The following is a 12,374-nucleotide window of genomic DNA, read 5'->3' as shown; positions in this document are numbered from 1 at the left end:
GACGCCGGAACCGTCGATAGAACCCGCACGGGTTGGCTACCGTGGGGGCGTGACATCCAGCCGAGGATCAGCCCATTCGGGTTCCCGGTCGGACAGGGATGCCGATGACCTGGCGACATTGCTGTCGGGCGCGGCCGGTGGCGACCGCGCCGCCTTCGCCACCCTCTACGACCGCACGAGTTCGCGCATCTACGGCCTCGCGTTCCGGATCGTGCGGGACCGGCACTACGCCGAGGAGATCGTGCAGGAGGCCTACCTGCAGTACTGGCAGAAGGCCCCCGAGTACCATCCCGCGCGCGGCTCGGTGATCACCTGGATGATGACCATCGCGCATCGGCGGGCCGTGGACCGAGTGCGGTCCGAGGAACTCCAGCATCGCAAGATCGCCGACTACGGCGCGTCGAATGTGGCTCCGCCGCAAGCGGTTCCGCTGGAGATCGTGGTCGATCGGGATGAGGCCGCCTCACTGCGGACCTGCCTCGACGAGCTCACCGACCTGCAACGCCGCAGCATCGAGATGTCGTATTTCAACGGCCTGAGCTACCCCGAGGTGGCCCAGGAGACCTCGACTCCGCTGCCGACCATCAAGTCACGCATCCGTGACGGATTGCGACGGTTGAAGAACTGCCTCCGGAGCGAAGCCGATGAGTGACAACGACGCACCGGATTCCCCGGACACCGATTGGCTCGACGACCACATCGAGTTGTACGCCGTGGATGTGCTGACGCGCGACGAGACGGCTCGGGTGGAGCAGGACCTCGACGCACTTCCTGGCGTGCAGAGGGCCATCTACGACGGCCGGATCACCGAAACCCAGCAGGCCATCGCCGGAATGGCGAGCTCCTACGCTCTCACCGCACCCGAGGACCTGCGGTCCCGGGTTCTCGACCGCGTCTTCGCCGGCCCGGCCCCGGACAACGCGACGCCCGCCGAGGAGCCGGTCACCTCGCTCCCTGAGAACGTCACTCCCTTGCGGTCGCCGAACCGGGGCCGGATCGCGGCCGCGCTCGCGGCGGCAGCGGTCGTCGTCGCGGTGGCGCTGGGCGCGGGCGTCCTCATCGGCCGCACCACTGCACCGGAGCCGGCGCCGCCGGTCGCTTCGACGGAGGCCCAGCAGCAGATCTCCGAGGTGCTGAGCGCGCCGGACGCGACGGTGTCGTTCACCGATCTGGCCGACGATCGGGGCCGGATCTCGGTGGTGTACTCGAAGTCGCAGAATCGCGCGGTGACCCTGCTGCGTGACACCACCAACCCGATCGCGTCCGACCAGACCTTCCAGTTGTGGCTCGTCGGCAAGACCGAGAACCCGGTCTCGGCCGGCCTGATTCCCGGAACCGGTCCGCAGGCCCCGGTGGTCGTCAACGAACTCGGATCGTCGAAGGTCTTGGCGGTCACCATCGAACCCGGTGGCGGATCGCCGCAGCCCACGACCCCTATCCTCGCCCAGATCCCGTTGTGACCGATCGGCGTGCATACACTGGCGGGAAGTGCCCGGGTACGGGTGGTCGGAAGCTCGTGTGGTTCCAGGTTTGTGAGATGACGGTGCGTGTGAGATGACGGTGCGGAATGAGATCGGGTCGCGGCTGACGCTGCGATGGACAGCACTGCTGTCGATCGTCGTGGCGATGGCCGCCTTCGGTGCCGGCACCATCGGCCTTGCTCAGGCGGACGCGGCGCCCTCGTCGCGCATCACGGCCACCTACAACGACGACCGGCAGCAGGTGACGCTGATCGTGTACTCGGCGTCGATGGGCCGATCGATCCCCGTCACTGTCCTCATGCCGCGTGATCGCTCCCGCCCGCGGCCGGTGCTGTACCTGCTCAACGGCGCCGGCGGCGGCGAGGACTCGGCCACCTGGGACGCACGCACCAACTACAAGCGCTACTTCGCCGACAAGAACGTGTATGTGGTGACGCCCATCGGCGGCGCCTTCTCGTACTACACCGACTGGTTCCGCGACGACCCGGTCCTCGGCCGCAACAAGTGGACGACCTTCCTGACCAAGGAACTGCCGCCGCTGATCGACAAGCGGTTCCCGACCACGCGGGTCAACGCACTCGCCGGCATCTCGATGGCCGGCACCTCGGTGCTCAACCTGGCCATCTCCGCGCCGAAGCTCTACCGCTCGGTGGCCGGGTTCAGCGGCTGCGCCCGGACCAGCGACCCCGTCGGGCAGCAGTACATCCGCATGGTCGTGTCCGACCGCGGCGGCGGCAACATGGTCAACATGTGGGGCCCGCTCAACGGGCCCGGCTGGCGCGCCAACGACCCGTACCTGAACGCCGAGCGCCTACGCGGCACCAAGGTGTACATGACCACCGGCAACGGACTCCCGGGTCAACATGAGCAACTCTCCGACAAGTCGATCCAGGGCGACCCGTTCACGCTCGCCAATCAGGCCTTGCTCGGTGGCGGCATCGAGGTTGCGATCGACATCTGCACGCGGCAGATGGCGCAGCGTCTGCGTCAGTTGAACATCCCGTTCCAGGTCAACTTCCGCCCGAACGGAACCCACTCGTGGGGCTACTGGGAGGACGACCTGCACAACACCTGGCCCAAGCTCGCACGCGATCTCGCCTGAGAGATCACCAGCGGTCGAGGCTGGTGTAACCGTCTTGGAGTGCCCGCGCGAACAGGTGGGTCTTGGTGGGCGCCGTCCGTCCGACGCCGGTGTATTTGGCGCGAATCCGGGCGAGGTGGGTACTCACCGTCGACGCCGAGATGAAGAGTCGGCCGGCGGCCTCCTCCTTCGACTCTGCCGCGAGCCAGGCAAGCAGCACCTCGACCTCGCGGTCGGAGAGATTCGGCCGCGGCAGCGGCGCAGGCACCGCTTCACCCGGGTGCCGATAGTCGGCGAGACGGGTCACCCCGTTGTGCCGGATCACCGGGGTGCGAACCGGCGAAGCACTTCCTCCGGTGGAGACGACGGGTCGGATCGGTTCCGCGCCGTCGTGAGGCAATTCCGTACTCGCCGTCACTGGTTGATCCCTTTCTTCATACGAGAGTTGCGAGTCGATCCGAGCGCAGCGGGCTGCGGTCGGAACTTCTCCGGGGGGCACATCTCTCGCATCACAAGCGATGTGCTGACTACGCTAGGTGTCCGGTTCGCGTGGTGGTAGACCCAGAAAGGGGGACCACTGGCCGGTGCGGTGGGCATGTGTCACTTCTCCCGGGCCGGTTGTCGGGGGCGTCTGCGTTGCGGGACGGGCAGCCAGCCGTCTTCGATGGCGCGTTTGAACATGTCGATCTTGGTCTTGGTGGGCCGGCCCGCGTCGGCGTACTTCTGCCGGATGCGTTTGAGGTATTCGTTGACGGTCTCGGCGGAGACCCCCAGCATCTCCCCGACCCGCACCGAGGTCTCGCCGGATGCGTACAGGGCGAGGACATTCTGCAGCTGGGGTGACAGGTCCACCGCGGCCAACTCGGGATCGCCGTCGATGGCGGCAGCCCACTCGGTGGTGAGCACCTCCCGGCCCTGCGATGCGGCGCGGATGGCGTCGACGATCACCGATTCGTCGGCCGATTTGAGGACGATGCCGAGGACCCCCGCCCGTGCCGCCGACCGGAGCAGCGACGGATCCTCACCGGAGGTGTAGACGACCGTGGCGATGCCGTGTTCGGTCAGCGTGGTGACGTTCTCACGCGGCGTGGTGCCGTCGTCGAGCCGCAGATCGAGCAGGACGACGTCCAACGGCTTCTCGTTCAGGACGTCGGCCACGGTCGGCGCTGCGCGCACCAGATCGATGTCGGGGACGGAATCGAGGACTCGTTCGATCCCCCAGATCGGCGATCGATGGTCGTCGACCATGCCGACGCGCAATGGCGTCAGCGTGTCTTCGTCTGTCACCGACGACCCCTTTCTCAAATCCGGCATATCGCTCACCCGACGCGGTAACGCTCACCGCATTCACATGTTGAATACGCCAAACTCTCAGGTACGTTAGCCGACGTGTGAGACGTCGGCTGAACAACCGACACCGTTGACCGTTTCAGGCGCATTTCCGCAGTTCAAGAGGGGTGCCGTCGGGTGTCCACACTTTTGTGGACACGGCTCGCGGGCGGGGTCGGGTCTCGATGAGAACGGCAGGTTCGGCCACCGGCCAGACCTCGGATGTGCCAAACTAGAACACGTTCTCATTCCTTCGACAACGGCCTGCGCCGGCGAGGAGAAACGTGTGACCGCACCGCCCACTCATGACGTCCTGGGCACCCCTGTGACGATGCCGGTCGACATTCGCAACGCGCGATGCTTCGTCGCCGGGTACACCGCGGATGCCGACGCGGTGCAACGTGCCATCGATTCGGCCGCCCCGTCACCGGGCTCGCTCCGGCCGCTGCGGATCCGCGCCAACCGGGCGCTGTGCATGCTCGTCTTCGTCGACTACATCGACGGCGATCTGGGCCCCTACAACGAGTTCGGCGTGTGCTTCCTGGTCGAGGACCCCACCACACCTCCCGCATCCCGCCTCGACGCGCTGCGCAAGCTCATGCGCGGCGACGCGCGGGCCCTGATCCACCGACTCCCCGTCGACGGCGAGTTCACCCTCGCTGCCGGTCGCGGCATCTGGGGATTCCCCAAGACACTCGCGGACTTCGACGTCGACCACGACTCCGCAACCAAACACGGACGGGTGAGCACCGACGGAAAACTCGAGGTCGATCTCCGGGTTCGACGCGGCCTTCCGGTCCCGAGTTCGGCCGCCGACACCGTACTCAACGCATACTCCCAGCTCGACGACGTTCTTCGGGTGACGCCCTGGCGGCTGACGTCGACGACGGGCACCCGCACCCGCCTCGGCGGCGCGCGCCTCGTCCTCGGCGACGGCGCGATCGCCGACGAACTGCGGTCGCTCGATCTCGGGCGTCGCGCGCTGATGAGTTCGTCGGTCGGCAAGATCACCATGACCTTCGAGGACGCGGCCGTCGTCGGAGCGTGAGGCAGTCGTGACGGCCTAGACTCGGCTGTGGCAGCGCAGCCCTGCTGCCACAGCACAAGGGAGCGCGATGAGCAACCTCGAGACCAGCCCGGCCGAGATCGACTGCCACTCCGACGAGGACCCTCAGGCGTCGACGGCGGACGGGGCCATCACGGTCGAGGTACTCACGGCACGTGACGTGCCGCTCGGTGGTCCACGCGCGATGACCGTTCATCGAACTCTCCCCCAACGACGTCGCTCCCTCGTGGGCGCATGGTGCTTTGCCGATCACTATGGACCCGACGATGTATCGGTGACCGGCGGGATGGACGTCCCACCTCACCCGCACACCGGATTGCAAACGGTGAGTTGGCTTTTCACCGGCGAGATCGAACATCGCGACACCATGGGGAATCACGCGATGGTCCGGCCGGGCGAGATCAATCTGATGACCGCCGGGCACGGGATCGCGCACACCGAGGTGTCGACGCCGGAGACCACTGTGCTGCACGGAGTCCAGCTGTGGGTCGCACTGCCCGCCGAAAGCATGGACACCGCACGCGATTTCGCCCACTACGCGCCGGAGACACTGCGACGCGACGGCGTCGACGTCAAGGTGTTTCTCGGCGACCTGTTCGGGTCTGTCTCACCGGTACACACCTTCACTCCACTCCTCGGGGCCGAACTCGTCTTCGAGCCGGGCGCGTCGCTCGACATCGCGGTGAAGACCGAATTCGAACACGGAATCCTCGTGGACACGGGCACATTCGCGATCAATGAAGCCGGCGACACGACGCTGGAGCGCACGGAGATGGGGTACGTGGGACTCGGGGCGTCGAGAATCTCCCTGACCAACCGATCGGAGAAACCGGGCCGGGTGATCCTCCTGGGCGGAGAGCCACTCGGCGAGGACATCATCATGTGGTGGAACTTCATCGGTCGCACCCACGACGACATTGTCGGTTACCGCGACGAGTGGATGGCGCACAGCGAACGCTTCGGCCAGGTCCACGGGTACGACGGCGACATCCAGCACCTGCCGGCACCAGCACTCCCGCACTCGCACCTCAAGCCGCGCCAGAACACCCCCGGCCGAGCGTGACCTAGCCCGCGGGAGTCGAATTACCCAGCAGCCGAGCGAAATTCGCGATACCGGCGGCCTCGGTGGCCATCTGGCGACGCTCGACCTTGTCGACGACCGGTGCCGGCGACTCCGGCGCGGGTACGCCCAGGAGTGCGACGAGTTCGCCTGCGGCGCGGTCGATTCGACCCGACAGCGTGGCGGTGTCACCGGAGGTCGGGGCCCAGTCCTCGGCGGCCGCGTAGATGGCCGTCGGCACGACGACGCTGCGCAGATACGAGAACAGCGGGCGCATCGCGTGGTCGAGCACCATCGAATGTCGGGGGCTACCGCCGGTGGCCCCGATGAGGACGGGTTTGCCGGCCATCGCCTCGACGTCGACCAGGTCGAAGAAAGACTTGAACAGACCGCTGTAGGACGCGTTGAAGACCGGCGACGCGACGATCAGCGCGTCGGCCGATTCCACCGCGTCGACGCCGTCGCGTGCGGCGCCCGACGCGAACCCCGTCGTCATCGACCGCGCGATGTCGACGGCGGCCTCGCGCAGGTCGATGATCTCGACCTTCGCCCCGCCACCGAGTCGCGCCCCGACCGCCTCTGCGATCCGGTCCACCAGCAACCTGGTCGACGACGGATCACCGAGACCGCCGTTGACTGCGACAACCCGAGTCATGCGTCGACCTCCTCGGCATCCTGGGCGACATCCGCGGCAGCAGCCTTGGCGTCGCGCGCCGCGACCAGCGATGCGTGGGTCGGGGCGTCCGGCACGTGCGCCGGGCGGCCCGCCTCGAAGCCGGCCCGCAGGTCGGGCAGCACCTCGCCGAGCAGATCCAACTGCTCGAGCACCGTCTTGAGCGGCAACCCGGCATGGTCGACGAGGAACAGCTGACGCTGGTAGTCGCCGAAGCTCTCGCGGAAGCTCAGGGTCTTGTCCAGGAACTCCTGCGGGCTGCCGACTGTCAGCGGGGTCTCGTCGGTGAACTCCTCCAGCGACGGACCGTGTCCGTACACCGGTGCGTTGTCGAAGTACGGCCGGAACTCGCGGACCGCGTCCTGCGAGTTCTTACGCATGAAGAACTGACCACCGAGTCCGACGATGGCCTGATCGGCCTGGCCGTGGCCGTAGTGCTCGTAGCGTTCGCGGTAGAACCCGATGAGGCGCTGGAAGTGCTCCTTGGGCCAGAAGATGTTGTTCGCGAAGAAGCCGTCGCCGTAGTAGGCGGCCTGCTCGGCGATCTCCGGACTCCGAATCGATCCGTGCCACACGAACGGCGCCACGTCGTCGAGCGGACGCGGGGTCGAGGTGAACGAGGTCAGCGGGGTACGGAACTGTCCCTTCCAGTCGACCACGTCCTCCGTCCACAGACGATGCAGCAGGTGGTAGTTCTCGATCGCCAGTGGGATGCCCTGCCGGATGTCCTGCCCGAACCACGGGTAGACCGGTCCGGTGTTGCCGCGGCCGAGCATCAGGTCGACGCGACCGTCGGCCAGGTGCTGCAGCATCGCGAAGTCCTCGGCGATCTTCACCGGGTCATTGGTGGTGATCAACGTCGTGGCGGTGCTCAGCTGCAGGGTCGAGGTGTGCGCCGCGATGTAGGCCAGGGTCGTCGTCGGTGACGACGAGAAGAACGGCCGGTTGTGGTGCTCGCCGATGGCGAAGACGTCCAGGCCGATGTCCTCGGCCTTCTTGGCGATGGCGACGATCGCCTTGATCCGCTCGTACTCGGTCGGCTCGATGCCGGTGGTGGGATCGACGGTGATGTCGCTGACGCTGAACAGTCCGAATTGCATCTCGCGCCTCCTGAATTTGTGGCTGTCACCCTACCTAACCGGACCGTGGTCCGTTTGATTCCCGCGTGTGAGTCCGGCACCGACGACGCGTTAGTGTTGGCTTACCCGAACCACAGGAGTCGCAATGAAGCTTCGCAAGTCCATCGCCGCCGCAACACTGGCCGGCACCGCCCTGTTCGTCGTCGTGGGCTGCACGGAGGAAGACCAGCAGGCCGCCAAGAACGCCGCCAGCAGCGCGGTGGACCAGGCGGGCAGCAAGGTCACCAGCGTCGCGCAGTCGGTGAGCAGCCAGGTCGCCGACGCCGTCATCGGCCTGCGCGTCAGCGACGCCCAGAACATCCTCGACAAGGCCACCAACCCGAATACGTCGGCTGCCGACCTCGCGACCGTCGTCGACACCAGCAACCCGGCGAACGTCCCCACGATGCAGGCCTTCGCCAAGAGCGCCTCGGCCGCCGGTTACACCTTCACCGTGAAGAACGTCTCGAAGGACGGCGACAACCAGGCCAAGGTCGACATCGCGGTGAAGAGCCCGCACATCCCGATGCCCGACGGCGCGCCGATGACGCTGACCTACGTCAAGGTCGACGGCACGTGGAAGCTGTCCACCGAGGCGGTCAACGCTCTCGCCGCCCAGGGCGCGCAGCACGGCGGCTGAGATTCAACAGCAAAGAAGCGGGGCCCGATCGACATCGGGCCCCGCTTCTTGTTGGTCTGTGGTTCTTCGTCAGCCGACGGCGCGCAGGTGACCGCGTCCCTCGTCGCCGCGCGGAACGTCGCGGCCGAGCCAGCTGAGGATCTCACCGAGGGCTCCGGCAACCGCATCCGGCGAACCCAGCTTGCCGACGTTGGGCAGGCAGTGCAGCACGGACGCCGGCAGAGCGGCTTCGGCGTTGATGGAGTGTTTCGACGCGACCTGTTCGTAGCGGGTCAGCGCCTCGGCGAGCGCGCCATAGGTCGCGGCCTGTCCGCTGTGTCGCACCGCAGTGAGACTCGGGGTCAGGTCAGCCTTGGCGAACACCTGGTCGATGATGGCCCGTGTGCGCTGTTGCTCCCACGAGTAGGCAGAATGTCTCATAATTTCCCTCGCCCCGGCCCTTGCTGCATGTGAGCCTGTTGACGCACCAGTCTGTCATTCATTCGGATGTTGCGATCGCTCTCGTGGCAATTGTTGCCTATTTCACAGTGAAATTCGACCTCCGCCACATCTAATATGCTACCGACGCGACTGCCGTTACTGCAGTGGCAGATGTGACTGATGTGAATTTGTGACCGTGTCGTGTCCTCCCGCCGATCCGGCTCAACCCGTCAGGGCTGGTCCTGATTCGGCGCCGCTTTGTCGGCCTCCATCGCATCGATGAGGCTCTTGGGCCGCAGATCGGTCCAGTTCTGCTCCACATACTCCAGGCACGCCGCCCGCGAATCCTCACCGAACACCTTGGTCCAGCCGGCCGGGATGTCGGCGAACGTCGGCCACAGCGAGTGCTGGTTCTCGTCGTTGACAAGGACGTAGAAACGGCCGTTCTCGTCGTCGAAGGGGTTGGTCATGGTGTTCCTTCCTTAGCAGGGCCTTCTTGTGATGCTTCCACAGTCGATTTGCCCGCAGTGGATTCGTCGGGGGCGTGTGCGAGCTCGGCTTCGAGCACCGGTCCGATGATCGCGAGTGATTCGGCGTCCGCCATCCCGAGATGGTGGGTGTCGACGTCGACGTTGGTGATCGTCCCGCGCACGTGGGGGCGCCAACTGGCGGCGACCGTCGTCGGATCGTCGCGATCGCGGGTCGCGGTGAACACGAGCATGGACCCGTCGAACACCTCCGGCCGGTAGGCGAAGCCGATGTCGGCGGCCGAGGCGAAGCTGTCCATGATGCGGTCGACCTGCGCCGCGTCGAGGAGGCCGAGCGAGGCGATCTGGTCGCGGACCACAGCAGCCACCTCGTCGGCGGTCGACGCCGTGACGTCGTCACCGAGATCGAAGAGATCGCGCCAGCCGCCGAGCAGGTCGCTCGCGGTTGTCGACGCGTCAGGGTCAACCGTGGCGGCACCGGTCTCCGCCACCGGCAACTCGGCGCCGGCTTGCGAGTCCATCACGCCCAGGAACGCCACCCGCTCCCCTGCCGCGCTGAGCGCGACCGCGATGGCGTGCGCGATGTAGCCGCCGATCGACCACCCGAGCAGGTGATAGGGACCGTGCGGCTGCACCCGTCGAATCTCGGCGACGTAGCGGTCCGCGAGTTCCTGCACCGACGACGCGCTCTCCGCTCCGGTCACCACATGCGGATCCTGCAGGCCGTAGATCGGGCGGTCGGCGACATAGGGCGCCAGTCCGCCGTAGAACCAGGCCAGCCCGCCCGCCGGGTGCACACAGAACAGGGGTGCCCGCGCACCGTCGGCACGAAGCGTGATGAGCACGTCGTCCGCGACACCAGCGTTGCCCGCAATGCGGCCCGCGAGACCACGCGCGGTGGGTTCGGCGAACACCCACGACAATTGAATCTCGCGGCCGGTGGACGCGCGCAGCCGGGAGACGACCTGCGTCGCCGAGAGCGAGTTGCCCCCGAGCTCGAAGAAGCTCTGGGTCACGCTCACCTGTTGCGCACCCACGACCTCGCCGAACGCTTCCGCGACCGTGGCCTCCAATTCGGTTGCCGCGGGCACGTAGTCGTCGGTCTCACCGAAGTCCGGCACGGGCAGCCTGCCACGATCGAGCTTGCCGACCGGCGTCAGGGGCATCTCGTCGATGACGACGATTGCGGCAGGCACCATGTACGCGGGCAGTCGCGCGCGCAGGGCCTCGCGAAGTTGTTCCGGCGCCGGGAGCGAAGCGAGCGGGCCGAATGAGTCCGGACTGACGGTCCCCTCCGAAGGTACGACGTAGCTCACGAGTGCGGCGTTGCCGCCCGGACCGGTCGTACCGATGGTCGACGCCGAGACCACCCCGGGATGGGCGGTCAGCGCGGCGTCGATCTCCCCGAGTTCGACACGCTGGCCGTTGATCTTGACCTGGAAGTCGGCGCGCCCGGCGAACTCGAGACGCGCCCGCGACCCGCCGTCGGCGCTCCAGCGCACCAGATCTCCCGTCCGGTACATCCGGGAGCCGGCCGGGCCGAACGGGTTGGCGACGAAACGTGTTGCGGTGAGGTCGAATCGGTTGTGGTACCCGCGCGCCAGGGAATCGGCGGACAGGTACAGCTCGCCCACCACGCCGATCGGCACCGGGCGCAGCCGGTCGTCGAGCACCACCGCGGACATGCCGCGGATCGGTCGTCCGACGGTTATCGGGGCGCCCGCGGTGAGCGCGGATTGCGTTGCCCAGACCGTGGTCTCGGTGGGACCGTACCCGTTGAACATGGTGCGCGACGGCGCCCACGCCGCGACCACCTCGGGCGGGCAGGCCTCGCCGACCGTGCCGAGGTGCCGCAGGCTCACCGCTCGTGCGGGGTCCATGGTGGCCAGCACCGCGGGAGTGATGGTGGCGTCGGTGACCTGGTGCCGCTCGATGACGTCGACGAGGTCGGCACCTGCATACACGTCGCTCGGCGCGACCACCAGGGTCTTGCCGAGCCCGAAGGCGGCGAGGAACTCGAAGAACGCACCGTCGAAGCTGAGGACCGCAACGTTGAGGACTCGAGTGTCGGGGAGGTCGCCGGTCCACGCCCGCTGCGCCTCGAGAAGGTTCGCGAGGCCGCGGTGCGTCACCGACACAGCCTTCGGCACGCCCGTCGAACCCGAGGTGTAGACCAGGTAGGCCAGGCTGTCGACGGAGAGGTCGCGAGCCGACGGAACCGGCGTGTTGTCTTGCGCGGCAAGCATGTCCGGGGTGATCGCGCCGGGTCCCACCGGGATGGGGATCGTCGCGCCGACTTCGGCGAATCCGCCGGCCACCAGCCACCCGAGTTGCGCGTGCGCGACGGTGGGTTGTGCCTGCTCGGTGGTGACACCGAAGATCGCGCCCGAATCGGCGATCATGTGCTCGATGCGCTCGGCAGGCAGCCCCGGATCCACCGGGAGGTACGCGGAGCCGGACTTGAGGACCGCCCAGATCACCACTGCCGCATCGAGACTGCGCCGCATACCGACCGCGATCACCCGCTCCGGGCCGGCACCGCGGGCGATGAACGCACGCGCCAGGCTGTTGGTCACCGATTCGAACATTCGATATGACATCGACTGTCCGCCCTCGATGACGGCCGGCAGATCCGCGGGCACCGGCGCGCGCTGGGCGAGAAGGTCGGGCAGGGTCCGGGGTTCGACGAGCGCGCCCGGTCCGGCCACCGGCACCAGATCGGCGCGTTCGGCGGAGGTGAGAATGTCCAGATCGCCGATCACGGCATCGGGGTCGGCGAGCATCGCGTCGAGCACCGCGAGCAACACGTCACGCAGGCGGGCGACGGTCGACTCGTCGAACAGGGCTGCGGCGTAGGTGATCTCGGCGCCGATCCGCGCACCGCCGGGCTCGCGCACCTCGCTGAAGGCCACCGTCAGGTCGACCTTCGACGACGCCGGCCCCTGCTCGACGGGTGTGATCGTCAGACCCGCAACCGTATCGGCGGTCGACGCGGAGCCGCTCAGATAGTTCATGCCG

13 protein-coding genes (1 of these 13 only partly in view) are annotated in these 12,374 nt (G+C 67.3%); 6 read left to right on the top strand and 7 right to left on the bottom strand.

Annotated elements, in window-relative coordinates; genetic code table 11:
• Positions 1-49 precede the first annotated feature (49 nt).
• The 3 genes from sigK (at position 50) to ABZW74_RS09930 (ending at position 2,583) form a co-directional block, all read left to right on the top strand.
• Positions 50-652, top strand: a complete 603-nt coding sequence (gene sigK / locus ABZW74_RS09940) for an ECF RNA polymerase sigma factor SigK (protein WP_355275954.1) — start codon at positions 50-52, stop codon at positions 650-652.
• Positions 645-1,460 carry an anti-sigma factor gene (locus ABZW74_RS09935; RefSeq protein WP_355275952.1) on the top strand — a complete coding sequence of 272 codons (816 nt, stop codon included), beginning with the start codon at positions 645-647 and terminating at the stop codon, positions 1,458-1,460. Before sigK ends, ABZW74_RS09935 begins: the two co-directional genes overlap by 8 nt.
• Before the next feature lie 166 nt (positions 1,461-1,626).
• Entirely contained in the window at positions 1,627-2,583 is a 957-nt protein-coding gene (locus ABZW74_RS09930) for an alpha/beta hydrolase family protein (RefSeq protein ID WP_355275978.1), read from the top strand.
• Positions 2,584-2,587: 4 nt separating this feature from the next.
• On the opposite strand, the gene ABZW74_RS09925 is transcribed toward ABZW74_RS09930, so the two are convergent.
• On the bottom strand, positions 2,588-2,887 hold the full coding sequence (locus ABZW74_RS09925; RefSeq protein WP_355275976.1) for a helix-turn-helix transcriptional regulator: 300 nt from the start codon (positions 2,885-2,887) through the stop codon (positions 2,588-2,590).
• Between the two features lie 275 nt (positions 2,888-3,162).
• Positions 3,163-3,810: a LuxR C-terminal-related transcriptional regulator gene (locus ABZW74_RS09920; protein WP_355275974.1), complete on the bottom strand. Its 648-nt coding sequence runs from the start codon at positions 3,808-3,810 to the stop codon at positions 3,163-3,165.
• Between the two features lie 367 nt (positions 3,811-4,177).
• Between ABZW74_RS09920 and ABZW74_RS09915 the strand changes: the two genes are divergently transcribed.
• On the top strand, positions 4,178-4,939 hold the full coding sequence (locus ABZW74_RS09915) for an acetoacetate decarboxylase family protein (protein ID WP_355275950.1): 762 nt from the start codon (positions 4,178-4,180) through the stop codon (positions 4,937-4,939).
• A 67-nt stretch (positions 4,940-5,006) separates the two neighbouring features.
• On the top strand, positions 5,007-6,020 hold the full coding sequence (locus tag ABZW74_RS09910; protein WP_355275948.1) for a pirin family protein: 1,014 nt from the start codon (positions 5,007-5,009) through the stop codon (positions 6,018-6,020).
• Position 6,021: 1 nt separating this feature from the next.
• Here ABZW74_RS09910 and ABZW74_RS09905 read toward each other — a convergent pair whose 3' ends face one another.
• Positions 6,022-6,672 carry an FMN reductase gene (locus ABZW74_RS09905; protein WP_355275946.1) on the bottom strand — a complete coding sequence of 217 codons (651 nt, stop codon included), beginning with the start codon at positions 6,670-6,672 and terminating at the stop codon, positions 6,022-6,024.
• Positions 6,669-7,790: an LLM class flavin-dependent oxidoreductase gene (locus tag ABZW74_RS09900; protein ID WP_355275944.1), complete on the bottom strand. Its 1,122-nt coding sequence runs from the start codon at positions 7,788-7,790 to the stop codon at positions 6,669-6,671. Before ABZW74_RS09900 ends, ABZW74_RS09905 begins: the two co-directional genes overlap by 4 nt.
• A 124-nt stretch (positions 7,791-7,914) precedes the next feature.
• On the opposite strand from ABZW74_RS09900, the gene ABZW74_RS09895 reads away from it, so the two are divergent.
• Complete coding sequence (locus tag ABZW74_RS09895) at positions 7,915-8,448, top strand: DUF4878 domain-containing protein (RefSeq protein ID WP_355275942.1); 534 nt, start codon at positions 7,915-7,917, stop codon at positions 8,446-8,448.
• Positions 8,449-8,517: 69 nt separating this feature from the next.
• Here ABZW74_RS09895 and ABZW74_RS09890 read toward each other — a convergent pair whose 3' ends face one another.
• The 3 genes from ABZW74_RS09890 to ABZW74_RS09880 all read right to left on the bottom strand — a co-directional run.
• Positions 8,518-8,868, bottom strand: a complete 351-nt coding sequence (locus tag ABZW74_RS09890; protein WP_355275940.1) for a hypothetical protein — start codon at positions 8,866-8,868, stop codon at positions 8,518-8,520.
• Positions 8,869-9,098: 230 nt separating this feature from the next.
• The gene (locus ABZW74_RS09885; RefSeq protein WP_355275938.1) at positions 9,099-9,338 is read right to left on the bottom strand and encodes an MbtH family protein; all 240 of its coding nucleotides are present in this window, start codon (positions 9,336-9,338) and stop codon (positions 9,099-9,101) included.
• Positions 9,335-12,374, bottom strand: partial view of a non-ribosomal peptide synthase/polyketide synthase gene (locus ABZW74_RS09880; RefSeq protein ID WP_355275936.1) — the 3' end only. 25,292 nt of this gene lie beyond the right edge of the window; the window shows 3,040 of its 28,332 coding nt (coding positions 25,293-28,332); the start codon falls outside the window, past its right edge; it ends in the stop codon at positions 9,335-9,337. Before ABZW74_RS09880 ends, ABZW74_RS09885 begins: the two co-directional genes overlap by 4 nt.

The sequence above is a fragment of the Gordonia sp. NPDC003585 genome (assembly GCF_040610755.1).
Classification (GTDB): domain Bacteria; phylum Actinomycetota; class Actinomycetes; order Mycobacteriales; family Mycobacteriaceae; genus Gordonia.
Note: the sequence above shows the minus strand (reverse complement) of the source record. Positions and strands in the feature narration are given on the sequence as shown.

Excerpts from the sequence above, each read along its gene's own strand:
- ABZW74_RS09910 (WP_355275948.1), top strand. The coding sequence starts at position 5,007 with ATGAGCAACCTCGAGACCAGCCCGGCCGAGATCGACTGCCACTCCGAC.
- ABZW74_RS09935 (WP_355275952.1), top strand. The coding sequence starts at position 645 with ATGAGTGACAACGACGCACCGGATTCCCCGGACACCGATTGGCTCGAC.
- ABZW74_RS09930 (WP_355275978.1), top strand. The coding sequence starts at position 1,627 with ATGGCCGCCTTCGGTGCCGGCACCATCGGCCTTGCTCAGGCGGACGCG.
- ABZW74_RS09905 (WP_355275946.1), bottom strand. The coding sequence starts at position 6,672 with ATGACTCGGGTTGTCGCAGTCAACGGCGGTCTCGGTGATCCGTCGTCG.
- ABZW74_RS09890 (WP_355275940.1), bottom strand. The coding sequence starts at position 8,868 with ATGAGACATTCTGCCTACTCGTGGGAGCAACAGCGCACACGGGCCATC.
- ABZW74_RS09885 (WP_355275938.1), bottom strand. The coding sequence starts at position 9,338 with ATGACCAACCCCTTCGACGACGAGAACGGCCGTTTCTACGTCCTTGTC.
- ABZW74_RS09895 (WP_355275942.1), top strand. The coding sequence starts at position 7,915 with ATGAAGCTTCGCAAGTCCATCGCCGCCGCAACACTGGCCGGCACCGCC.
- ABZW74_RS09900 (WP_355275944.1), bottom strand. The coding sequence starts at position 7,790 with ATGCAATTCGGACTGTTCAGCGTCAGCGACATCACCGTCGATCCCACC.
- ABZW74_RS09920 (WP_355275974.1), bottom strand. The coding sequence starts at position 3,810 with ATGGTCGACGACCATCGATCGCCGATCTGGGGGATCGAACGAGTCCTC.